The organism is Streptomyces sp. NPDC005262 (assembly GCF_042872425.1).
Classification (GTDB): Bacteria; Actinomycetota; Actinomycetes; order Streptomycetales; family Streptomycetaceae; genus Streptomyces.
On the sequence record NZ_JBIAKK010000016.1, the window covers coordinates 62,587 to 83,240 of the forward strand.

Genomic DNA, 20,654 nt, shown 5'->3' on the forward strand with positions numbered 1-20,654 from the left:
ACCGGGCGGGACCGTCGCACCGGGCTACGCCACGGGGTGAGCGATCAGCGCGGGTGGCGCCGGCCTGCGCCGCCGCTTCAACCAGCCGACCAACGTGCAGACGGCGCCCGCGAGCGAAAGAACCACGCCGAGCAACACGCCCAGGCCCAGTACCACCGGCGCGGTGGCGTCGTCGAGCACCCGGCCCCGCACGGCCGTCACCGGTACGGTCCCGGAGTCCTCGCCCCCGTAGTAGCGGGAGTCGTAGGAGTTCGCACGATGGTCGCCGAGAAGGAACATCCGCCCGGCCGGTACCTTCACGTCGTACGGTCGGTGCCCGCCGTCGACCTCTCCGTCCTTCAGATAGGGCTCCTTGAGCGTGCCCTTGTTGACGGTCAGGCGTGTGCCGTCGAAGACCACATGGTCACCACCCAGTCCGATGACGCGCTTCAGCACCGGCTTGCCCTCGAACTGCTCCGGCACGCCGAAGAGCACCACATCGCCCCGCCGTACCGTCGCGCCCGACGTCTTCGCGATGACGACGAGGTCGCCCGGAGCGTAGGTGGGCTCCATCGACCCGCCGGACGGGGTGACCGTCGTGTAGTCGCTGCGGACGGTCCAGAGGGCGCCCGCCGCCAGCACGACCCCCAGGACGGCAAGCACAGCCCCCGTGATCAACAACCCACGCCCAGCGCGCCGCATCCGCCGATCTCCCCCTCATGTCCCTCACCCCCAGCCATGTGGCTGCAGCGACACCGTAGAGGGTCCCTCCCGGCGGGACTGCAGAGGGGGCGGGGGAGATGCGGCCGGGCCGGAGGAGCGCCGCTACTCCAAGCCGGATACCTGGAAGACCGTTCGGGCCGTCCGGCGGTCGATACGCTCCGCGAGCTGCCGCAGCGCCGTCGCCCCGCAGAGCAGCGTCCCGCGCTCCACGCAGGCGCGGCTGTCCTGGTCCAGCCGGTGCCACAGTGCCGGGTTGGCGACGAACACCCGCGGGTCGATCTCGACCCGGCAGCCATCGGCGTCGCGGAGGACCAGACGTTGCGAGACGCCGTCGGACCAGCGGACGGATACCAGTCGGTCCGTACGCACCGTGTGAGCGCGCAACAGGCCGCGCGATGAGATCCACCCGGCGCCCGCGCGGACCCGTGGTGGCACCAGGACCACGAACAGCGTCGTGGCGAGGGCCGTCCACAGCAGGATGCGCAGCCAGCCGAGCCGGCCGGCGGCCGCGTCGACTGCCAGCAGGAGCCCCAGGAGCGAGGCGGCGCAGCCGACCGCGAAGCGCACGTGGCCGGCCCAGTCCTCGTCGTGCGCCGTCGTGCCCGGGGGAGACAGGACGCGGCCGCGACGGCCGGAGCCGGCGTCGGGCACTGCGCGGGTGATGCGTCGTTCCATGGCGCTGAGGCTAAGGACGGGGAGCCGGCCGGTCGTCGTGTCCTGACGAACTGCTGACGGCGGTGCCGCATGTCCTGACGCATGCCTGACGGTCGCCCCGCAGCCGGCGTCAAGGGCGCGTGAAGACGCGGCCGGTCGGCGCCGAGAGCTCGCCAGGACCGGGTGTGACCGGCCGGTGGCGGGTGCAGTCTGATCGGACCTGAACAGAAGGAGTCCGCCTGATGTCCGCTGTGACGACCGAGGCCGCACCGGGCGGTGCGCGCCCCGGCGCCGAGGAACCTCCCGATACCGGCGCACAGCACAAGCTCACCGCCGTCACCGGACTTGCCGCGCTCTCGCTGGACGCGATGGCCTCGGTGGCCTACGGCTCCGAGGCCATCGTCCTGGTCCTCGCCGCCGCCGGGGCGCACGGGCTCGGCTTCACCCTCCCGGTCACCGTGGCGATCGCCGCACTCCTGGCAGTGCTGGTCGCCTCGTACCGTCAGGTGATCGCCGCCTTCCCGGACGGCGGTGGCAGCTACGCGGTCGCCAAGGTCCATCTCGGAGCCGGTGTGAAGGGACCGTTCAGCGCATCTGACGCCGGACCAGCTCGTGCAGCCGACCGTTGGTGTCCGCGAGAAGTTCGGCGGGCGGTCCCTGCTGGACGACACGGCCGTCCGACATGACGATCACCCGGTCGGCGTCCAGGACCGTGGAGAGCCGATGGGCGATCACGATGCGGGTGGCGTTCAGCGAGCGGGTGCTCTCGATCACGATGCGCTGCGTCTCGTTGTCGAGCGCACTGGTGGCCTCGTCGAAGAACAGGATGCGCGGACGCCGCACCAGCGCCTGGGCGATCATCAGGCGCTGGCGCTGGCCGCCGGAGATGGAGCCGCCACCGGCGATCATGGTGTGCAGACCCATCGGCATGCGCTTGATGTCCTCGGCCAGACCCGCCATCGCTGCGGCTTCCCACGCCTCTTCCTGGGTGAAGACCTCGGCGCCGCAGATGCAGTCCAGGATCGATCCGGTGAAGGGCTGGGCGTTCTGCAGGACGACGCCGCAGCTGCGCCGCACGGCCGCCTGGTCGAGGGAGGCCAGGTCCTGGCCGTCGTATAGCACACTGCCCGACACCGGCCTGTCGAAGCCGATGAGCAGCCTCAGCAGCGTCGACTTGCCGCAGCCGCTGGGGCCGACGATCGCCACGAACTCGCCGGGGCGCACCTGCAGAGACACGTCGTCGAGGACCAGCGGACCGTCATCGGTGTATCGGAAGGAGAGATTGCGCGCCTCGATATCCCCGGACAGCACGCCCGGCTGGGTGCTGGCGCCCCGCACCTCGGGGGCCTCGTCGAGCACCGGCTTGATCTGCTCGAACATGGGGAGCACCGCGGCAGCCGAGACGAACGCACCCGTGAGCTGGGTGATGGACGTCAGTAGCATGGTCACCGCCGTGTTGAAGGTCAGGAACGCACCGGCCGACATCGACCCGCGAGCCGGGCCGGCAAGCAGGACGAACATGGCCAGCGAACACAACGGCAGATACACCGCGTTGAGGACGGTCGTCAGATTCTTGATCCGGCCCGCGCGCTGCTGGAGTTCGCGGCTTCGGGCGAACTCCCCCGCCCACGCCGCGTACGCGAAGCTCTCCGCCGCGGCGACCCGCAGCTTGGGCAGCCCGCGCAGTGTCTGGAACGCCTGGTTGTTGAGCTTGTTGCTGAGCTCGACCAGCCGGCGCTGCCATCGCAACTCCCACAGCCCCATGGTGAGGAACACCGCGGCTATGACGATCAGCATCGCGATCGCCGTGAACGCCAGCGGGACGCTGAAACAGAACAGGAGGACGAGGTTCATCGCCCCGACGGTGCCCGACTGCACAGCGATCGGACCGATGCCGGACAGCACCCGCCGGATGGCGCTGATGCCCATCGCCGCGCTCGCCAGCTCACCCGTGGACCGCTCGGTGAAGAATTTGGTCGGCAGACGCAACAACCGGTCCCATACGGCAGGTTGGAGCGTGCTCTCGATGCGCCCTTCCATGCGCAGGATGGTGAGATTCTGCATCAGCATGAAGACGGCCGAGACGATGCTCGTGACGATGACGGCCAGCGAGACCTGCACGATCAGGCTGTTCTCGGCGTTGGGCACGTAGACGCCCAGCACCTGTCCCGTCGCGATCGGCACCAGCGCGCCGAGGGCGACGGTCACCACTCCCGCCAGAGCCAGGTTGCGCATGTCGGGCCGGGTACCGCGCAGACTGAACCGCAGCAGCTGCCACTTACCCATGGGCCGCTCCGGCAGCGGACGGTAGAACATGACCGCACGCTGTTCGAACTCTTCCGCGTTGGCCGCGTCGACGCGGGTGCGCCGGCCGGTCACCGGGTTCACCGCGTCGTACCCGCCGCGGCGCCACAGCAGAGCCACCGGCGCTCCGCTCGCGGCCCGGTGTCCCACCAGGGGCCCGGTGTTCTCCCGCCACCAGCGGCGGTCGAGCCGGACCGGGCGCGTACGGATCCGTGAGCCGACCGCGACACGCTCGACCGGATCGACCCGGTCGCTCACCACGCCGCTCTTCGACGGCTCGGAGAGCGTGATCCCGGACGCCTCGGCCACGAGCCGGCACGCGGCGTACGTCGCGTCGTCGCTTGCGCCCGCCGCACGCGACGAGGTTCTCCGGGAATGCCCGATGGAGGAGAGCAGCGTCCGGTCGGCCTCGTCGCGGACGGCTTCGCCCGCTTTGATGCCGGCTGCCGTGCGGTCCTCGTGCGCGAGTTCCAGCCGTTCGATCCACCGGTCCAGCGCGGACAGCAGCCGGTACTGCTGGCTCACCATGGCCTGCCACATCGCGCCGTCGATGAGCAGATCGCCTGCCGCCTCCGCGCTGTACGCGGCGCCGTACTGCATGCTGCCGGGGGAGACCGGCAGCCACAGGATGTCGTCGTCGGCGGCCGTCTCGTCGACGGCGGTCCGGCCGTCCAGCGGTGCTTCGAACAGTACCCGCCGACTCCGCCCGACGCCGAGTGCCACGGCGTGCTCCAGCAGGCTCAGAGCCGTGTCCCCGGTGTCGTACCAGCTGCGGTACTGACCGTCGTACGCCGCGGCATCCGCGTACTCCGGCCGGTACAGCTCACGCAGCGGGATGCGGCGCAGCACGCACTCCTGCAGGGGCCTGCCGATCAGTGTGTGCCGCGGCCCCTCGACGGGCCCCAACAGCAGCGTCCCGGGTTCCAGCCGGCCGAGGAAGTGCCAGTGGCCCTGTTCCGCAGCGTCGACCGCGAACAGATCCAGGGCGCCGCCCACGACGAGCCACAGCACCTGCGGCCCCTCCAGCGAGAGCCTGCGAAGACCGTGGCAGTCGACCTGTTCGCCGAGCCCTCCCAGGGCGCCGATGACCGCGTCGTGCTCTGCGGGGGACGGGTTCGAGCCCGCGCCCGCGAGATGGTGAACGGATGTCACCTCAGTGCTCCTTGACCAGCTCGGCGTACGGACCTCCGGCAGCGACCAGGTCCTCGTGCCGGCCCCGTTCCACGACGGAGCCGTGGTCGAGGACCACGATCTCGTCGCTGTCGCGCACCGTGCTCAGCCGGTGCGCGATCACGACACAGGCGCAGCCGCGCCGCCGCAGATTGTCGATGATGATCTGCTCGGTCTCGGCGTCCAGAGCGCTGGTGACCTCGTCGAGAACGAGGATGCTCGGCCGGCGGACAAGCGCCCGGGCGATCTCCAGACGCTGCCGTTGCCCGCCGGAGAAGTTCCGGCCGTCCTGCTCCACCCGGCTGTGAATCCCGCCGGGGCGCCGCGCGACGACTTCGTACAGGGCGGCGTCCTCCAGGGCGGCGACGACGGCGTCATCCGGGACCGACGGGTCCCACAGTGCCACGTTGTCCCGCACGGTGCCTTCGAAGAGGAAGATGTCCTGGTCGACGAAGGAGACCGAGGCGGCCAGCGCACTGCGGGAGATGTCCTCCAGACGTTGTCCGTCCACCCGGATCGTGCCCTCCCACGGGCTGTAGAGCCCCGAGATCAGCCGGGAGACCGTCGACTTGCCGCTGCCGGATCCACCGACCAGCGCCACCTGCTGTCCCGGGCCGACGGACAGCGAGAAGCCGGTGAGCAGCGGTTTGTCGAGCGGGCTGTAGCCGAAGGTGATCTCTTCCAGCGTCACATGGCCCTTGAGCCTGCGCGTACTCGCAGCCGGTTCGGGGCGTGAGTACAGCGAGTCCACCGGGAAGTTCTCGACGTCCTTGAGACGGGCCACGTCGGCGGCGAAGTCCTGCACCCGGCCTGCCACCGAGTTGAGCCGTGCGACCGGAGCCGTGAAGCGGGTGACCAGCGCCTGGAACGCGACGAGCAGACCGATCGAAATGTGGCCGTCGACGGCCCGCAGCCCTCCGATCCAAAGAATCAGGGCGCTGTTGAGGGTCGCGAGTGCGGGGGCGACGACACCCAGCCAGGCACTGGGCACACCGAGGCGCTGCTGCTCCTCCAGCGTGGTCGCGTGCTGCCCCGCCCAGCGGCGGAAGTATCCGTTCTCGCCGCCGGTGGCCTTCATCGTCTCGATCAGCTGCAGCCCGGTGTACGAGGTGTTGGTCAGCCTGGCGCTGTCGGCCCGCAGTTTCTGGGCACGGGTGGCCCGCAGGCGCACGACGATGCGCATCGCCACCACATTGAGCAGTGCCAGGCCCACGCCGATGACCGTCAACTGCGGGTCGTAGATCCACAGCAGGGCCGCATAGAGGAGGACGACGACTCCGTCCACGCCGACGGCCGTGAGGTCGCGGGCCAGGGTCTCGGCCACGACGTCGTTGGACTGCAGTCGCTGGACGAGATCGGCGGGGCTGCGCTGGGAGAAGAAGGTGACCGGCAGCCTGAGCAGATGCCGGAAGAAACGGGCGCTGCTGAGTGTGGAGGAGATGATGCGACCGCGCAGCAGGTTGGCCTGCTGCAGCCAGGTCAGTACGACGGTGAGCGCCACCATGGTGCCCATGGCCGCGAACAGCACGCTCAGCAACGAGGTCTGATCGCCGATCAGGAACATGTCGATGTACGCACGGCTCAGTGCAGGCAGCGTCGCGCCGACGGCCACGAGCAGCAGGCTCGCGAGCAGCGCGGCCAGCATCGTGCCCGAGGTGCCGCGCAGCCGCGCCGGCAGGGCGCCCATGATCCCGGGCTTCCTGCCTCCACGACGGAAGCCGTCGCCGGGCTCGAGGACCAGGACCACGCCGGTGAAGCTGGTGTCGAAATCCTCGGCCGTCACGAAACGGCGGCCCTTGTCCGGGTCGTTGATGTGCACGCCACGCCGGCCGAAGCGGCGGCCCATGCCGTCGTACACGACGTAGTGATTGAACTCCCAGAAGAGGATGGCCGGTGCCTGCACCTCGGCGAGGGCCGCCGGTTCCATCTGCATGCCCTTGGCCTGCAGCCCGTAACTGCGGGCCGCCTTCAGGACATTGCTGGCCCGCGACCCGTCGCGAGAGACGCCGCAGGCGATGCGCAGCTCCTCCAGCGGCACATGACGGCCGTAGTGACCGAGCACCATGGCCAGCGAGGCGGCACCACACTCCAGTGCCTCCATCTGGAGAACGGTGGGGCTGCGTACGGTCTTGGCCTTCTTGCCCTTCGGTGCCGGCCGCGGACCCGAACGACGCCTGCTGCCCGGTGCGCTGTCCGGCCGGTGCCGGCCACGGCCGGGAGGCGGGAGCTGCGGTGCGGCGGGAGAGGTGTGCGGTGCGGTCACGGGAGCAGCCAATCGATCGGACGCTGGTCGGCCAGGTGGATGGCGCCGGTGGCCAGGGTCATGGAGTCGATCGGGTACGGAGGGCCCTGGGCCGACGACCACCGGTAGCCGGACTCCGTGGCGGACGACCGGTCGAGCCGCACCAGGACCGCCACCGGCCTGCCGTGCTGCGAGAACTGCTCGCCCAGCTGTCCGTCGCCGAGAAAGCCACTGATCTGCCGGGGTGTCTGTGAATTCCTGCCGACCGCGGCCACCCGGCCGCGCAGCACTCCGTACTTCTGGGCCGGCACCGACTGGGCGGTGAGATCCACGGAGGCGCCCACCGTGATGCCCGGCCCGCTGTCGCCCGGCACATAGAGCATCACCATCAGGGGATCGTCGGCGCCACGCGTCCGCTCCACACTCGCTACGTCAGCACCGGTGGTGACCACCGCTCCGATCGAGGCCGTCAGGGCGGTCACCCGTCCTGCGGCGATCGTGCGGACGACGCGGTCGCCCTGTTCGGTACGGACCTTGAGCAGCGGCGCGTCGGCGGGCAGGGTCTCGCCTTCCTTGGCGAGTACTGCGGTGACCTGGCCCGCAACAGGGCTCTGCAGGATGTAACTGCCTTGTGCGTGAGTGAAGATGCCGGGCGCCCGGAGCGTGGACGAGACCGTTCCGGTCACCGCCCAGAAGCCGGCGGCGGCCATGACGAGCACGGTGACACCGAGGGCGAGCCGGCCCTGCGGGCGTGCGAAACGCACCGGCAGGTCGAGTTCCTCCGGCGACTGCAGCTTGGAAAGGGCCTGTTGGCGGAACTGCACGGGACTCTTCCCTTGCTGTCAGATGTGAGCAGTGAGCCCCGGAACCATGAGGTTCCGGGGCTCACGGACCGTCTCAGAGACCGGCGATGAGGCCGGTGGCCAGGCCGGTGACGGCACCGGTGTTCACACCGGTGGTCGAGGTGGCGAGGCCGGTGACCGAGCCCACGACACCGGAGACCGGGGCCACGGAGTCGACGGTGCCCGTGACGTTGCCGAGCAGGCCGCCGACGAGACCGCCGGACACGTTGTCGAGGTCGTTGTCGGAAATCTCGAGGGTCTCGACCTGGGGGGTGTGGTTCATGATGAAGGCTGCCTTTCAGCTTGGTAATTCATAGCGGTAACCCCTTGGTGTGGTCGCCGCATTGGGCAGGATCAAAGCACGTTGACGCCGCGTGCAGCTAATCGGACCGGCGCTGATCAGGGGTTCTTCATGCAATGAATTAGCGCTGCGTGCAGATGTGTTCATGAATCGACGGCGGCTTCTTCACAAGCTTCACCATCTGAATTCTCTTTGCCTGGAAGTCCATTTGCTTCAACTGGGACACTCCTGTTCAAACCCCCCTGCGGCCGGTGCGGACCAGGGTGTCCGGGTGGGCGGGGGTGACCGGTCTGAGCATGAGGTGTGCAGGTTTACGGAAGGTGAGCTGACGAACGAAAACAGCAGGTAGGAGCGCTGCTTCCGATGCGTCCCGATCGATGCGGGGTGGTACGAGCACCTACGAAGAGCCTTCGGCGGACCGGGGAACCGGGCCGGCCCGCCTTCGACGTCCCGGGAAGGCGGACGGCCTCCGGAGCCGACGGCGTGACCGCCGTTGTCGTGACGGTGGTGGCCCGGCCCCACCCTCGGCTCCCGGTGGTGATTCACCAGGTGTCGACGAACGGGCGGCGCTTGCCCGCCTCCCACTCCTCCTGGGCCGACCACCCGTCCAGTGCCGAAAGGATCCAGGACCTGGACTGCGCCGGGTCGATCACCGCGTCGATCTCCAGCGCCGCCGCCGCGTTGACCGCCTTGCCCTGCTCGTACAGCTCAGCGACCCGCGCTTCGAACGCCCGCTCCCGGTCGGCAGGGTCCTCGATCGCGGCCAGTTCCTTGCGGTAGCCGAGCCGTACGGCACCCTCCAGGCCCATGCCGCCCAGCTCGCCGCTCGGCCACGCCGCCGTGGCCACCGGGGTGCGAGTCGAACCACCCATCATGGCCATCGCGCCGAGACCGTACGCCTTGCGCAGGATCAGGCAGACGAGCGGTACGCGGAGGTTCGCGCCTGTCACGAAGAGCCGGGAGAAGTGCCGGACGGTCGCCGTCCGTTCGGAATCCGGGCCGACCATGAAGCCGGGCGTGTCGCAGAGCGAGACCACGGGCAGGGCGAAGGCGTCGCACAGCTGGAGGAACCTGGCCGCCTTGTCGGCCCCCTCGTGGTCGATCGCGCCGCCCAGATGCTCCGGGTTGTTGGCGACCAGACCCATCGGCCGGCCCTCGATCCTTACCAACGCCGTGATGATGCCGGTGCCGAACCCGGCCCGCAGCTCCAGCACCGAGCCGGTGTCCGCGACGCCCTCCACCGCGGCCCGCACCCCGTACGCACGCCGCCGGTTCTCCGGCACGGTGTGGCGCAGGGCGCGTGGGTCCGGAGCCTCCCAATCGCCCTGCGGTCCTTGGAAGTACGAGAGATACTGCCGTGCTTTAGCCACTGCCTCGGCCTCGTCCGCGACTGAGAGATCGACGACCCCGTTGGGAACCTGGACGGAGAGCGGCCCGACCTCCTCAGGCCGGTACGTACCGAGTCCGCCGCCTTCGATCATCGCCGGGCCGCCCATACCGATGGTGGCCTCCGGAGTCGCGATCACCACGTCGCAGCAGCCGAGCAGCGCCGCGTTCCCGGCGAAGCAGCGGCCGGAGGCGATACCGACCAGGGGGACGAGCCCGCTGAGCCTTCCCATCTGGTGGAACGTCATCACATCGAGTCCCGCGACCGCTGTGGTGTCCGTATCACCCGGACGGCCGCCGCCGCCCTCCGCGAAGAGCACCACAGGCAGGCGGCGCCGCTCGGCGACGGAGAGCATCCGGTCCGTCTTGCGGTGGTTCTGGTGGCCCTGGGTGCCGGCCAGGACCGTGTAGTCGTACGACATGGCCGCGCACGGTTCGCCGTCGACAGTTCCGATGCCGGTGACCATGCCGTCGGCCGGGGTCGAGACGATCAGGTCCTCCAGCGTGCGCCGTCGCCGCTGCGCGGCGACGGCCAGGGCCCCGAACTCGGTGAAGCTGCCGTCGTCGCAGAGATCGGCGATGTTCTCGCGGGCGGTACGGCGGCCGATCCGGTGACGCTCGGCAACGGCCTCCGGCCGGTGTTCGTCCCTGCCGATGTCATGGCGGCGGCGGGCCTCGGCCAGATCGGGCCTGACGGCATCGAGGTCCACCTCGGCGGTGCCCGCCCTGGCGGCCTCCGTACCGTCCGCCGGGTCGAGGAGCAGCACCGGACGGTCTTCGGTGACCGTTTCGCCGACGGACACCCGTACCGCCCGCACGGTCCCGGCCGATCCGGCCCGTACGACATGCTCCATCTTCATCGCCTCGACGACCAGGAGCTGCTGACCCGCGCGTACGCTCTCACCCGCGACGACGTCCACCGAGACGACGGTGCCGCTCATCGGGGCCGTCAGAACCCCCTCGGCACGCTCCCGCACCACCTCCGGGACGCCGTCGTCCGTCACCGCCGAGGCGAACCACCGCGCGACGAAGTGCGTGTCGGTGCCTCCTGCGGTGAAGTCCGGGTGGGCCAGCACCGCACGCAGCAGCGGCACTCCGGTGCGGACCCCCTCGACCGCGAACTCGCCGAGCGCCCTCCGCGCCCGGTCGCACACCGTCGCGAGGTCGGGCGCGTGGACGATCACCTTCGCGAGCAGAGAGTCGTACCGCACCCCGATCTCCAGCCCGGTCCGCGCCGCCGTGTCGACCCTGACCCCCCGTCCGGTCGGCACGTCGAAACGGGTCAGGGTCCCCGCCGACGGCCGTACGGAACCGTCCGGGCCGGTCGCCTCCGCGTTGACCCGGGCCTGCAGCGCGAAGCCGCGCGGTGGCTGCGGCGGACCCGCAAGACCCAGCGTGTCGAGCGTCTCGCCTGCCGCGAGCCGCAGCTGCACAGCGACCAGATCGACGCCCGTCACCTCCTCGGTGACGGTGTGCTCGACCTGGAGCCGGGGGTTCGCCTCGATGAAGTGGAACTCGTCGTCGGCGACCAGGAATTCGAAGGTGCCGAGACCCGTGTACCGCGTCTCGCGCGCCATCCGCAGCGACGCGTCGATCAGCCGGTCGCGCAGCGCGGCCGACAGAGCGGGAGCCGGTGCGATCTCGATCAGCTTCTGGTGGCGGCGCTGGGCGCTGCAGTCCCGCTCCCACAGATGCGTCACCGCACCGCTCGCGTCACCCAGCACCTGGATCTCGATATGGCGCGCCCCGTCGAGCAGCCGCTCCGCATACAGTTCGCCACGCCCGAAGCCCTGCAGCGCCTCGGACCGGCAGCGCTCCCAGGCTTCCGCCAGCTCCGCGCCGTCGCGGACCGCCCGCATGCCGCGCCCGCCGCCCCCGCCGACGGCCTTGACCATCAACGCCCCGCCAGGACCGAGCTCGGCCAGGAACGCCCGTGCCTCGTCGAGCGTCGTCGCCCCCTGCGTCCCGGCGAGCACCGGCACACCGAGCCGCCGGGCGAGTCCGCGGGCCCGCGCCTTGTCGCCGAAGAGGGCGAGCACCTCGGGGGAGGGACCGACAAAGGTGACGCCGGAGGCGGCGCACTCGGCGGCGAACTGCGCGTCCTCGCTCAGGAAGCCGTAGCCGGGGTGCAGCAGCCCGCACTGCGCCCGCCCGGCGATCGCGAGCACGGCTGCTCGGTCCAGATATGCGGCGGCCCCGGTGCCCGGCAACGGGTGCGCCTCATCGGCCAGTCGGACGTGCAGCGCCTCCGCGTCGTCCTCGGCGTACACCGCGACGGTACGCAGTCCTGCCTCGGCCGCCGCACGCAGAATCCGTACGGCGATCTCTCCGCGGTTGGCGACGAGCACGGCAGCTGAACCCATGAGCCCCTCCAGTCAAGACAGCCCCGTCAGCGTCATTGACATTGGCGTCAACGTCAATAGGCTCGCGGCGTGGCACGCAGACAGGCACCCCGGCCGGAACCCTGGGCGACCAGAACCGCACGTGACAGGACCGACACCCCTGCACGAGCACGGCTGCTGGACGCCGCCGAGAACGTCTTCGCCCTGCGCGGATACGGACCGGCCACCATCGCCGACATCACCGCCGAGGCCGACCTCTCGCGGGCGAGCTTCTATGTCTACTTCGCCTCGAAGGAAGAGATCTTCCGCGTCCTGGCGGCACGCGTACGGGACACGTTCCTTGCCGCGCAGGACGTGCCGGGCGTCGACCCCGATGACGCGCACGCGGTCGCCCACGCCTCGACGGCCGCATTCATCAGAGCCTATGCCGATCATCTCCCGCTGCTGAGGCTGTTGGAGCAGCAGGCGCAGTCGGACGACGAGGTACGCGCCCTGTGGGACGAGATCCAGGAGCGCCCGGTGCACCGCGCCGCCCGCTACGTCCGCCGGCTGGTGGCGCACGGCGGTGCGCGGCCGGCCGTGGACGCGCTCTCCGTGGCGCGCGCGGTCGGGGGCATGAGCATCCAGTTCGCCCGGCTGGTCGCCGTGCGGCCCGACGAGCACGAGGCCGCGGTCCGGGACGTCACCGCCATGTACCTGCAGCTGCTCGGAGTCGGAGCAGACGGAACCGGAGCAATACCTACGGAGTGAGGAGCAGTGAGCCGCACCATGCGAACCCAGGAGTACCTGAGCGATCTGCGTGCCCGTCAGGCGAGGGCCAGGCAGGGCCGTCAGCCGGACACCACCGACCCGTCGGCGGGGCTGCGGACCGTGCCGGCCCAGGTCCGGCACCGGGCCCTGAAGACCCCCGACCGCTCCGCACTCACCGGTGCCCCCGGAGACGCGGCCGGCGCAGTGAACTCGCCCTGACCGCCGCGGAAAAGCAGCTGCCGAGCCGGTGATCAGCCGGTCGGGCCGGCCGCTGCCCGGCCCACCGATTCGACCAGTGGCAGCAGCCGGTGGGGCACCCGCTCGCGCAGGGCCACGTCGGTACGGGTCCTGACCACTCCGGGCAGCTGGATCAGCTGCTGGATCACATCCTCCAAGTGCCCGTTGTCACGGGCCACGACCCGGGTCAGCAGGTCCCCGCCGCCGGTGGTCGAGAAGGCCTCGACGATCTCCGGGACGGCGGCGAGGGCCTCGCCCACCTCGTCCAGATGCCCCTGGGTGACCTCCAGATGGACGAACGCGAGCACCGGGTGGCCGAGCGCGGCGGGGGAGAGGACCGGACCCGAGCCGGTGATCACGCCGTTGCGCTCCAGCCGGTCGATCCGGGCCTGGAGGGTGCCCCGGGCGATGGAGAGGATCCGCGCGTACTCGCGGACGCTGGTCCGCGGCTGCTCGATGAGCAGCCGCAGGATGCGGGTGTCCAGTGCGTCCACCGCCATGGTCCGATGGCCCCTTCCCGGTCGGTCGGTACGGGCTCCGACTGTACCCATGGCGCGCCGTCGCACCATCCGGTCGCGCCACCGGCCTCAGAGGCGGGTGTTCTCGGGGAGAGTGTCCTCGGGGAGGGTGACCAGCCAGCGGGTGTCCTTGCGGGGGCGGAGGTAGAACGCCCAGTAGAGGGTGGCCGCCGCCATGATGCCGCCGGTCCACAGCAGGTACTGGGCCTCCTGCTGGCTGAGGATGTAGACGAGCACGGCGATCAGCGCAACCGGCATCGCCGGCCAGAGCGGCATCCGCCAGGCGGGCAGGTCCTTGTGGGAGGCGCGCCGGGCCGCCAGTGCGGCGACCGCGACCAGCAGGTACATGCCCGTCACGGAGACGCCGGTCACGCCGTACAGGGTGTCGAGGTTGACGAAGCACAGCGCCGCGCCGGGGACCCCCACCACCAGCGTCGCGACCCACGGCGAACCGAAGCGGCCGAGGCGGGCGAGGGCGTTGTTGACGGGCTCGGGCCAGGCCTTGTCGCGGGCCGACGCGAACAGCACCCGGGAGTTCTGGATGACCATGACGATGCCCGCGTTGATGATCGCGAGTGCGACGCACAGGCTCACGAACGTACCGACCGCCGAGTTGCTCCACGTGGTGACCATCCGGCCGATGTCGCCCGAGGTGAGCGCCGCGAGGTCGGGCGCACCCATGGTGATCGCCACCACCGGGACGAGGATGACCGCGGTCGAGATGGCGAGGGTGGCGAGGACTGTGCGGGAGACGTTGCGCCGCGGGTCCTCCAGCTCCTCGGAGAGATACACGGCGGTGGAGAAGCCCTGCGTGATGAAGAGGGCGATGGCCAGACCGGAGACCACCAGCATCGCGGTGACCGGGCGGGACGCCCCGCCGTCGCTCGCGACCACACCGTGCACCAGGCTGCCGGCGCCGCGCTCGGTGTGGGCGAAGCCGAGCACCGCCACCACGGCCGCCGCGATCACTTCGAGCACCAGGAAGACGCCGGTGATCCAGGCGTTGGCACGCAGGTCCAGCAGCCCGGCCAGGGTGGCGAGCACCATCACCCCGGCGCCGGCGGCCTCCGCCGGTACATGGACCAGTGGAGCGAGGTAGTCCGCCGTACCCATGGCGATCACCGGCGGCACGATCATCACGACCAGCAGGGACAGCACGAACACCAGCCAGCCGGCGAGCCGGCCCGTCAGAGTGGTGACCATGGCGTACTCGCCGCCCGCGCTGGGGATCAGCGTGCCCAGCTCCGAGTAGCAGAACGCCACGGCGATACAGAGCAGCGAGCCGATCGCGATGGTGAGCGCGGTGGCGGTCCCGAGGTCGCCGAACAGGTCGGGCACGACGACGAAGAGCGTGGAAGCCGGCGTCACGCAGGACAGGGTGAGCAGGGTTCCGCCGACGACGCCGATGGAACGCTTGAGGGCGCGCGGGCCGCCCTGCCCGCCGGGATCGGTTGCGGCCGGTGCGACGGCGGAGGTGACGGGCTGGCTGAGCATGTCGGTCATGAAGCGGTTCCGATCGACTGGGTGTGACGGGTGACGGCGGGAGCGCTATCGCCTCCGTGGCTTGCTGCGATGTTGGTTTTGTCTGCTCCCGGCGCGTTATCGAAACCTGTGGGATCCGTCACGTCAACCGTCAATTACCTTCGGAATTCGTCGTCTTATGGCCTTCTGTTGGCGGTATTCGTAGATGGAGGCTTTGTTGACGCCATATTGATGACCGCCTAAATCGGCGCCACTTTCGCACTCATGACCTTCAAATGTGAGGTTCAGTGACACTGCCGCCTGCGATGCGCAGGGCGTGACGGTGGCGATGATCAGTGGACCGGTGGCAACGGGAATCGCAGAGTGTTACCGGTCACGTTGCGTGGTTTTTGCCTTGGGAGGCGAGGGGGCGTCGGGGCCGGGTTCGACGGCATCGCCCGGGACCGGGTGCGGCGGGCTCGCCGCCGTGACCGGGCCCTGGGCGGGCCTGAGACCGAGGAGGACCCGTGGCCGGACGCCACAGGAGCGTGCGGACGCCCTGCGTAACCGAGAATCCGTCCCGGCTGCCGCGGCCCCCTCGTCGCCGCCAGGCGGCAGCCCCGCGGCGTGTCGATGGGACGACGACGTCCGGGGCCGGCGTCGTCCATTGGTGTTCCCGTGGCACATCGAATGGGCAGCATGCTGGGCCAATGGCACAGCCGGACCGGTACGACTTGAGCCGGATGGTGTTCGGATGCTGTCATGAACCCAGTCGATGGCGCTGCGGATCCCGCGGCGCCTTTTTCATGCCAGGACACGGTGGGGAGAGCCAAGCGGTGCTGAAGCGGATGTTGGTGGCTCCGGACCCGGGACGGCTGCGGCTGCGCAACGCGACCCGGGCCGTCTTCGGTATCGGCCTCGCCGTGACCTTCTCGGGCCTCGCGTCGCACTCGCTCCCCGCGGCCGTCGCCGGCGGTCTCGCCGCACTGCTCGCACTCTTCACGGTCACCGACGCCAGGGTCGGGGACCAGGCGCTCACCACCTCGCTGCTGCCCCTCGTCGGCTTCCCGGTGCTGGCGCTGGCGACGGCGCTGCACGACTATCCGGTCGCGCGCGATCTGGCGTTCCTGGCCGTCGTGTGCGCCGGGGTGTACGCGCGCCGCTGGGGGCCGCGCGGCCATGCCCTCGGGATCTTCGCGTTCATGGCGTTCTTCATGGCGCAGTTCCTGCACGCCGTACCGGGGCAGCTGCCCGAGCTGTACGCCGCCGTCGCGCTCTCCCTGGTCACCTCGTCGACCGTCCGCTTCGGTCTCTGGTGCTACGAGCGGCGACTGCCGCTGCCCGTCGTGCCCGCGCTTCACGGCAGCAGCGGTCTGGCCCGCACGACCACGCGCCAGGCGCTCCAGGCGACCGCTGCCGCTGCCTTCGCGCTGGGTGTCGGACAGCTTCTCTCCGCGGACCGCTGGTACTGGGCCGTCGGCACCGTCTGGTGGATCTTCGTGAACACCGCCTCGCGGGGCGAGACCCTGGTCCGCGGTTTCCGCCGGGTCCTCGGCACGGTGGTCGGCATCGCCGTCGGGCTGCTGGTCGCCGTTCCGCTGCACGGAGACACAGCTCTCACCGCAGTCCTCGTCGCCGTCTGCGTCTTCGGGATCTTCTACACCGCCGCTGTCTCCTACAGCTGGATGGTCTTCTTCGTGACCGTGATGGCCGGACTGCTCTACGGGCTGCTCGGTGTACTGAACCCGGGACTCCTCGTCCTTCGGCTCACGGAGACCGGGGCGGGAGCTCTCGGGGCGGCGCTCGCCGTCGTTCTCGTGCTGCCCGTCACTCTCCACGCGACCACCGATGCCTGGATCCAGCGGGTGCTGCACTGCGTGCACGCGTGTACCGCCGAGGCCGCCGCGCGCCTCGCCGGCTCCCCGACCGCCGACCCCGCCCCGCGCGTGACCGAACTGGAGGCGCTGCTCGGCCGGGTCCGGCTCTCGCTCGCACCGCTCGTGCACCCCCTCAACCCGCTGCGGGCCCGCAAGGCGCGCGCCCGGCAGGTCCTCGTACTGCTCGACCTCTGCGCACGCGAGGTGCGCGGCCTCGCCGCGGTGGCCGCCGACCCGTACGCCTCGCACGACGCCCGGCTCGACGCCGCCTGCCGCCGGGTCGAGTCCGCGGTACTGGCTCTGGCGCAGCCCCGCCCGGTCCCCACGGAACTGCTTGCCGCGCCCGGGCACGCGCCGCACCACCACCCCGGCGCGGAGGCCGCGCTCACGCATCTGCACGCCTTGGAGGGGGCCCTCGCAGAGCTGGCCACACCCCTGCACACCCCGCCGCGGTCCCCGCTCGTCCCCGCCTGACCTGCGGCTCCGCGGAGGAGGTGTACGACGCCACGGGCCTGGTCTAGACCGCAGGGGGTGCACTGCTACCGTCGCCCCGGAAGATCGCCACGGCCCGGACCGTCGCGATCAGTCGGCGGAGAGGGGCAGCAGCGGTGAGCAGCAGCGGTGCCGGACGGGCATTCATCGGGTCGTTCACATCGGCGGGCGGGCGGGGAGTCACCGTCGCCGCCGTGGACGGGGAGACCGGGGCGCTGACCGTTCTCGGCGCGACCGACGCAGTCCCCGATCCCTCGTACCTCGTCCTGGGCTCCGGCCCCGGATCGGGCCCCACCGCCCTCTACGCGGTCAGCGAGACCGAGACCGGCGCGGCCGCCGCGCTCGACATCACCGGCGATGTGCCGCAGCCCCTCGGTGAGATGCGGCCCGTGGAGGGCGACGGCCCCACGCATCTGGCAATCGCCCGCGGCCATCTGATCACCGCCAACTACGGCTCCGGCAGCGTCACCGCCCTGCCGGTGTGCGGGGACGGATCGCTGGGCGCCGCCGCTTCCGTGCTCCAGCACAAGGGCAGCGGTCCGCGCACCGACCGCCAGCACGCCCCGCACGCCCACCAGGTGCAGCCCGACCCGTCGGGGAACTGGGTGCTTAGCGTGGACCTCGGGACCGACTCCGTACGGATCTGCGCGCTCGACCCGAGCAGCGGGACGTTGCGGCTGCACGGCGAGACCGTGCTGCGGCCGGGCACCGGGCCGCGGCATCTGGCCTTCCACCCCGCGGGTGGGCACGCCTACGTCCTGAACGAGCTCGAACCGACCGTCACGGTCTGCCGCTGGGACCCGGCCACCGGAGTCCTCGAACCGCTCGCCGAGACGGCCGTCGTGCCCGAGGACGTGGTCGCCGACCCCGAGGCCGTCGTCTACCCGTCCGAGGTGGTCGTCTCGTACGACGGACGGTTCCTCTGGGCCGCCAACCGGGGGCACGACAGCATCGCCGTGCTCGCGCTCGACGAGTCGGGCGAGAAGGCGTCCCTGGTCACGAACGTGGGATGCGGTGGCCACTGGCCGCGCGACCTGGCCCTCGATCCCACCGGCCAGTGGCTGTACGCGGCCAATGAGCGGTCCGGGAACGTCAGCTGGTTCGCCGTGGACGCGACGACCGGCATCCCGCGCCACAGGGGCTCCCTGACGGCTCCAGCGGCTTCCTGCGTCGTTTTCGGCTGACGCGGACGGATCGCCCGGCCGAGGAGCGCGCAGCACACGTCAGGGCACACGCGTCCACGCCGCACACAGCGGGGCCCGTACCGGTCGATCCTCCGGTACGGGCCCCACTGCTCCGTGCCGGCCAGGTCAGAGGGCCTGGGCTCCCTGCGGCGCTCCAGGGGCGATGCCCAGCGCCGTCATGTACATCGACAGCACGAGCTTGCCGATCGCCGGGTACGCACCGAGCGGCTCGGCCGTCGCGCAGCCGGCCTCCTTCGCGGCGGCGTCCAGCAGCCCCTCCGCGATCTCAGGACCGACCAGGTACGGCGCCAGTGCCAGCTGCACCGAACCGGAGCCCGTCAGCTGCTCGGCGATCGACGCGACCGAGCCCTCGACATCGAGGGCCGCGGCCATCACCGGTACCGCGAGCCGGGCAGCCAGCAGCATGCCGGTGATCCCGGCGGCCTGGATGCCCTCCTCGCCGCCCACGGTGGCCAGCACGATGCCGTCGGCGGCCGTGGCGACGGTGAACAGCCTGGCGCGGTCGGCGCGGGCCAGACCGGCCTCGGAGAGGCGTACGTGGAGCGCCTCGGCGAGCAGCGGGTGCGGACCGAGGACATCGGTCAGCTCGACCTGTGCGCGGCTGTCCATGACGGCTTGGCGTATCCGCCGGATCAGGGCGCTGTCCGGACCCGCGAGCAGTGGCACCACGACGGCGGCCGGCCCCTCGGGCTCGGCGACCTCACGGCCCGCGGCCTTCGCCTGCTCGAAGCGCGCGATGCGCTCGGCGGCTGCGTTCGCGAGCACGGAGGCGAGCGTGGGGTATTCGGCGTCGTCGCCGTCGAGGTAACCGATCCGTGCGTTGAGACCGGGCAGCTCGGACCGGGCGATGCTGATGACCTCTTCGGCCAGGCTCCGGGTGGCCGAGGAGGGGGTACCGGGAACGGCGAGAACGAGCGCGGCAGCGCCCTCAGGTGCGACCACGGGCTCCGGGCGGCGGTGCCGTCCGGACTGGCGAGGTCGCGGCATTCGTACAGGCAGGCCGGAAGCGGGCCCAGTGGGGGTGCTCATGGCGCCGCATGCTACTGGTTTTGGGTGCCCCGCTGTTCGGGGAGGGCCCAGTCGGGCGTTATCTGTCCGCTTTTATCCGATGAATGGCTTACCGGCCAACTGCCCTGCTCTGTCGCTCCTTACGGCCCCTCCTGTCCGGGCCCGTAGGCGGGTACGCACAGCATCGTCGGGTGCAGCGGCAACCGCAGGTCACCGGTGGCCAGCGCCTCGGCGATGCGTAGCGAACCGGTCAGTGGATCACCCGAACCGGGGACCGTCCGCGCCTGCGGGAGTTGCCGGGCGAGCTCTTCGCGCAGCGGTACGAGGAGCGGGTCGCCCATCCGGAACAAGCCACCTGTCAGGGCCACTTCGCACGGCTCGTCGTCCGCCCCGCGCTGCGGGCACACCGCCGCGGCCGCCTCCGCGATGTGTCCGGCGGCGTCCCGCAGGATGCCGGCGGCGACCGGATCGTCCCCGGCGCACGCGGCGACCTCGGGGGCGAACGAAGCCAGCAGCGCGGGCCGGTCGGTACGCGGATAGAGCACGCCGGGCAGGTCCGGCGCCGGGCCGAACACCGCTTCCAGCCGGGCGAGCAGTGCGGCCGACCCGCCGCGCCGACCGTCGTGCGCGCGCATGGCGGCATCGAGTCCGGCCCGGCCGATCCAGGCGCCGCCACCGCTGTCGCCCAGCAGGTGACCCCAGCCGTCGGCCCGGTGCCAGCTCGTCAGATCAGTGCCCAGTGCGATCATGCCCGTGCCGCCGGCGACGACCGCCCCCGGACGCTGTCCCACGGCTCCGGCGTACGCGGTCACCGCGTCGGCGGCCAGCGCCAGCAGTCGCACCCCGAGCGCGCTCTCCAGGGCTGCCGGAAGCTCGGCACGCAGCTGCCCCCCCAGCGTCGCCATGCCGGCGGCGCCGATCGCCACGGCGGCGATGGACGCGCCCTCGGCGGCCCGCTCCTGCTCACCGGCCTGGGCGAGCAGCTCCCGGGTGGCGGGAAGCAGCTGTTCCAGCAGGTGTCCGGCATCGATCCCGGCCGGTCCGGTACGCACCGGTGCGGCGCAGACCGCGGTGGCCACCGGCTTCTCGGCCCCGACCACGCCGAGCGCCACCCGCATCCCCGAACCGCCGGAGTCCACCCCGAGGACGAACGGCCCCGCGGC

General features: G+C 71.1%; 15 protein-coding genes and 1 pseudogene. 5 read left to right on the forward strand and 11 right to left on the reverse strand.

Annotated elements, in window-relative coordinates; genetic code table 11:
• Positions 1-24 precede the first annotated feature (24 nt).
• On the reverse strand, positions 25-642 hold the full coding sequence (lepB, locus tag ACFYP5_RS30510; protein WP_389042001.1) for a signal peptidase I: 618 nt from the start codon (positions 640-642) through the stop codon (positions 25-27).
• 162 nt (positions 643-804) lie between these two features.
• Positions 805-1,377 carry a hypothetical protein gene (locus ACFYP5_RS30515; protein WP_389042003.1) on the reverse strand — a complete coding sequence of 191 codons (573 nt, stop codon included), beginning with the start codon at positions 1,375-1,377 and terminating at the stop codon, positions 805-807.
• Between the two features lie 221 nt (positions 1,378-1,598).
• Here ACFYP5_RS30515 and ACFYP5_RS30520 point away from each other — a divergent pair.
• Positions 1,599-1,925: pseudogene (locus ACFYP5_RS30520) on the forward strand (amino acid permease); the annotation flags it as partial.
• 16 nt (positions 1,926-1,941) lie between these two features.
• On the opposite strand, the gene ACFYP5_RS30525 reads toward ACFYP5_RS30520, so the two are convergent.
• The 5 genes from ACFYP5_RS30525 to ACFYP5_RS30545 all read right to left on the reverse strand — a co-directional run bounded on the left by ACFYP5_RS30525 (position 1,942) and on the right by ACFYP5_RS30545 (position 11,964).
• The gene (locus tag ACFYP5_RS30525) at positions 1,942-4,812 is read right to left on the reverse strand and encodes an NHLP bacteriocin export ABC transporter permease/ATPase subunit (RefSeq protein WP_389042004.1); all 2,871 of its coding nucleotides are present in this window, start codon (positions 4,810-4,812) and stop codon (positions 1,942-1,944) included.
• 1 nt (position 4,813) lies between these two features.
• Positions 4,814-7,093, reverse strand: coding sequence for an NHLP family bacteriocin export ABC transporter peptidase/permease/ATPase subunit (locus ACFYP5_RS30530; protein ID WP_389042005.1), 2,280 nt, complete (start codon positions 7,091-7,093; stop codon positions 4,814-4,816).
• The gene (locus tag ACFYP5_RS30535) at positions 7,090-7,896 is read right to left on the reverse strand and encodes an HlyD family efflux transporter periplasmic adaptor subunit (protein ID WP_389042006.1); all 807 of its coding nucleotides are present in this window, start codon (positions 7,894-7,896) and stop codon (positions 7,090-7,092) included. Before ACFYP5_RS30535 ends, ACFYP5_RS30530 begins: the two co-directional genes overlap by 4 nt.
• A 73-nt stretch (positions 7,897-7,969) precedes the next feature.
• On the reverse strand, positions 7,970-8,197 hold the full coding sequence (locus ACFYP5_RS30540) for a hypothetical protein (protein WP_030977360.1): 228 nt from the start codon (positions 8,195-8,197) through the stop codon (positions 7,970-7,972).
• A 560-nt stretch (positions 8,198-8,757) separates the two neighbouring features.
• On the reverse strand, positions 8,758-11,964 hold the full coding sequence (locus ACFYP5_RS30545) for a carboxyl transferase domain-containing protein (protein ID WP_389042007.1): 3,207 nt from the start codon (positions 11,962-11,964) through the stop codon (positions 8,758-8,760).
• Between the two features lie 69 nt (positions 11,965-12,033).
• On the opposite strand from ACFYP5_RS30545, the gene ACFYP5_RS30550 reads away from it, so the two are divergent.
• The gene (locus ACFYP5_RS30550) at positions 12,034-12,693 is read left to right on the forward strand and encodes a TetR/AcrR family transcriptional regulator (RefSeq protein WP_389042008.1); all 660 of its coding nucleotides are present in this window, start codon (positions 12,034-12,036) and stop codon (positions 12,691-12,693) included.
• Between the two features lie 18 nt (positions 12,694-12,711).
• Positions 12,712-12,912, forward strand: coding sequence for a hypothetical protein (locus ACFYP5_RS30555; RefSeq protein ID WP_389042009.1), 201 nt, complete (start codon positions 12,712-12,714; stop codon positions 12,910-12,912).
• 32 nt (positions 12,913-12,944) lie between these two features.
• On the opposite strand, the gene ACFYP5_RS30560 is transcribed toward ACFYP5_RS30555, so the two are convergent.
• Both ACFYP5_RS30560 and ACFYP5_RS30565 read right to left on the reverse strand, forming a co-directional pair.
• The gene (locus ACFYP5_RS30560) at positions 12,945-13,430 is read right to left on the reverse strand and encodes an Lrp/AsnC family transcriptional regulator (protein ID WP_389042010.1); all 486 of its coding nucleotides are present in this window, start codon (positions 13,428-13,430) and stop codon (positions 12,945-12,947) included.
• An 87-nt stretch (positions 13,431-13,517) separates the two neighbouring features.
• On the reverse strand, positions 13,518-14,951 hold the full coding sequence (locus ACFYP5_RS30565) for an APC family permease (protein WP_389042011.1): 1,434 nt from the start codon (positions 14,949-14,951) through the stop codon (positions 13,518-13,520).
• Positions 14,952-15,745: 794 nt separating this feature from the next.
• Between ACFYP5_RS30565 and ACFYP5_RS30570 the strand changes: the two genes are divergently transcribed.
• Complete coding sequence (locus ACFYP5_RS30570; RefSeq protein ID WP_389042012.1) at positions 15,746-17,260, forward strand: FUSC family protein; 1,515 nt, start codon at positions 15,746-15,748, stop codon at positions 17,258-17,260.
• A 134-nt stretch (positions 17,261-17,394) separates the two neighbouring features.
• Complete coding sequence (locus ACFYP5_RS30575; protein WP_389042013.1) at positions 17,395-18,462, forward strand: lactonase family protein; 1,068 nt, start codon at positions 17,395-17,397, stop codon at positions 18,460-18,462.
• 126 nt (positions 18,463-18,588) lie between these two features.
• Here ACFYP5_RS30575 and ACFYP5_RS30580 read toward each other — a convergent pair whose 3' ends face one another.
• Together ACFYP5_RS30580 and ACFYP5_RS30585 are read right to left on the reverse strand one after the other, a co-directional pair.
• Entirely contained in the window at positions 18,589-19,512 is a 924-nt protein-coding gene (locus ACFYP5_RS30580) for a sirohydrochlorin chelatase (protein WP_389042014.1), read from the reverse strand.
• A 119-nt stretch (positions 19,513-19,631) separates the two neighbouring features.
• Positions 19,632-20,609, reverse strand: a complete 978-nt coding sequence (locus ACFYP5_RS30585; RefSeq protein ID WP_389042089.1) for an N-acetylglucosamine kinase — start codon at positions 20,607-20,609, stop codon at positions 19,632-19,634.
• Between the last annotated feature and the right edge of the window lie 45 nt (positions 20,610-20,654).

Bases quoted from the DNA above. Each gene is read 5' to 3' on its own strand.
- ACFYP5_RS30555 (WP_389042009.1), top strand. From the start codon at position 12,712: ATGCGAACCCAGGAGTACCTGAGCGATCTGCGTGCCCGTCAGGCGAGG.
- ACFYP5_RS30540 (WP_030977360.1), bottom strand. From the start codon at position 8,197: ATGAACCACACCCCCCAGGTCGAGACCCTCGAGATTTCCGACAACGAC.
- ACFYP5_RS30580 (WP_389042014.1), bottom strand. From the start codon at position 19,512: ATGAGCACCCCCACTGGGCCCGCTTCCGGCCTGCCTGTACGAATGCCG.
- ACFYP5_RS30560 (WP_389042010.1), bottom strand. From the start codon at position 13,430: ATGGCGGTGGACGCACTGGACACCCGCATCCTGCGGCTGCTCATCGAG.
- ACFYP5_RS30545 (WP_389042007.1), bottom strand. From the start codon at position 11,964: ATGGGTTCAGCTGCCGTGCTCGTCGCCAACCGCGGAGAGATCGCCGTA.
- ACFYP5_RS30585 (WP_389042089.1), bottom strand. From the start codon at position 20,609: ATGCGGGTGGCGCTCGGCGTGGTCGGGGCCGAGAAGCCGGTGGCCACC.
- ACFYP5_RS30565 (WP_389042011.1), bottom strand. From the start codon at position 14,951: ATGACCGACATGCTCAGCCAGCCCGTCACCTCCGCCGTCGCACCGGCC.
- ACFYP5_RS30515 (WP_389042003.1), bottom strand. From the start codon at position 1,377: ATGGAACGACGCATCACCCGCGCAGTGCCCGACGCCGGCTCCGGCCGT.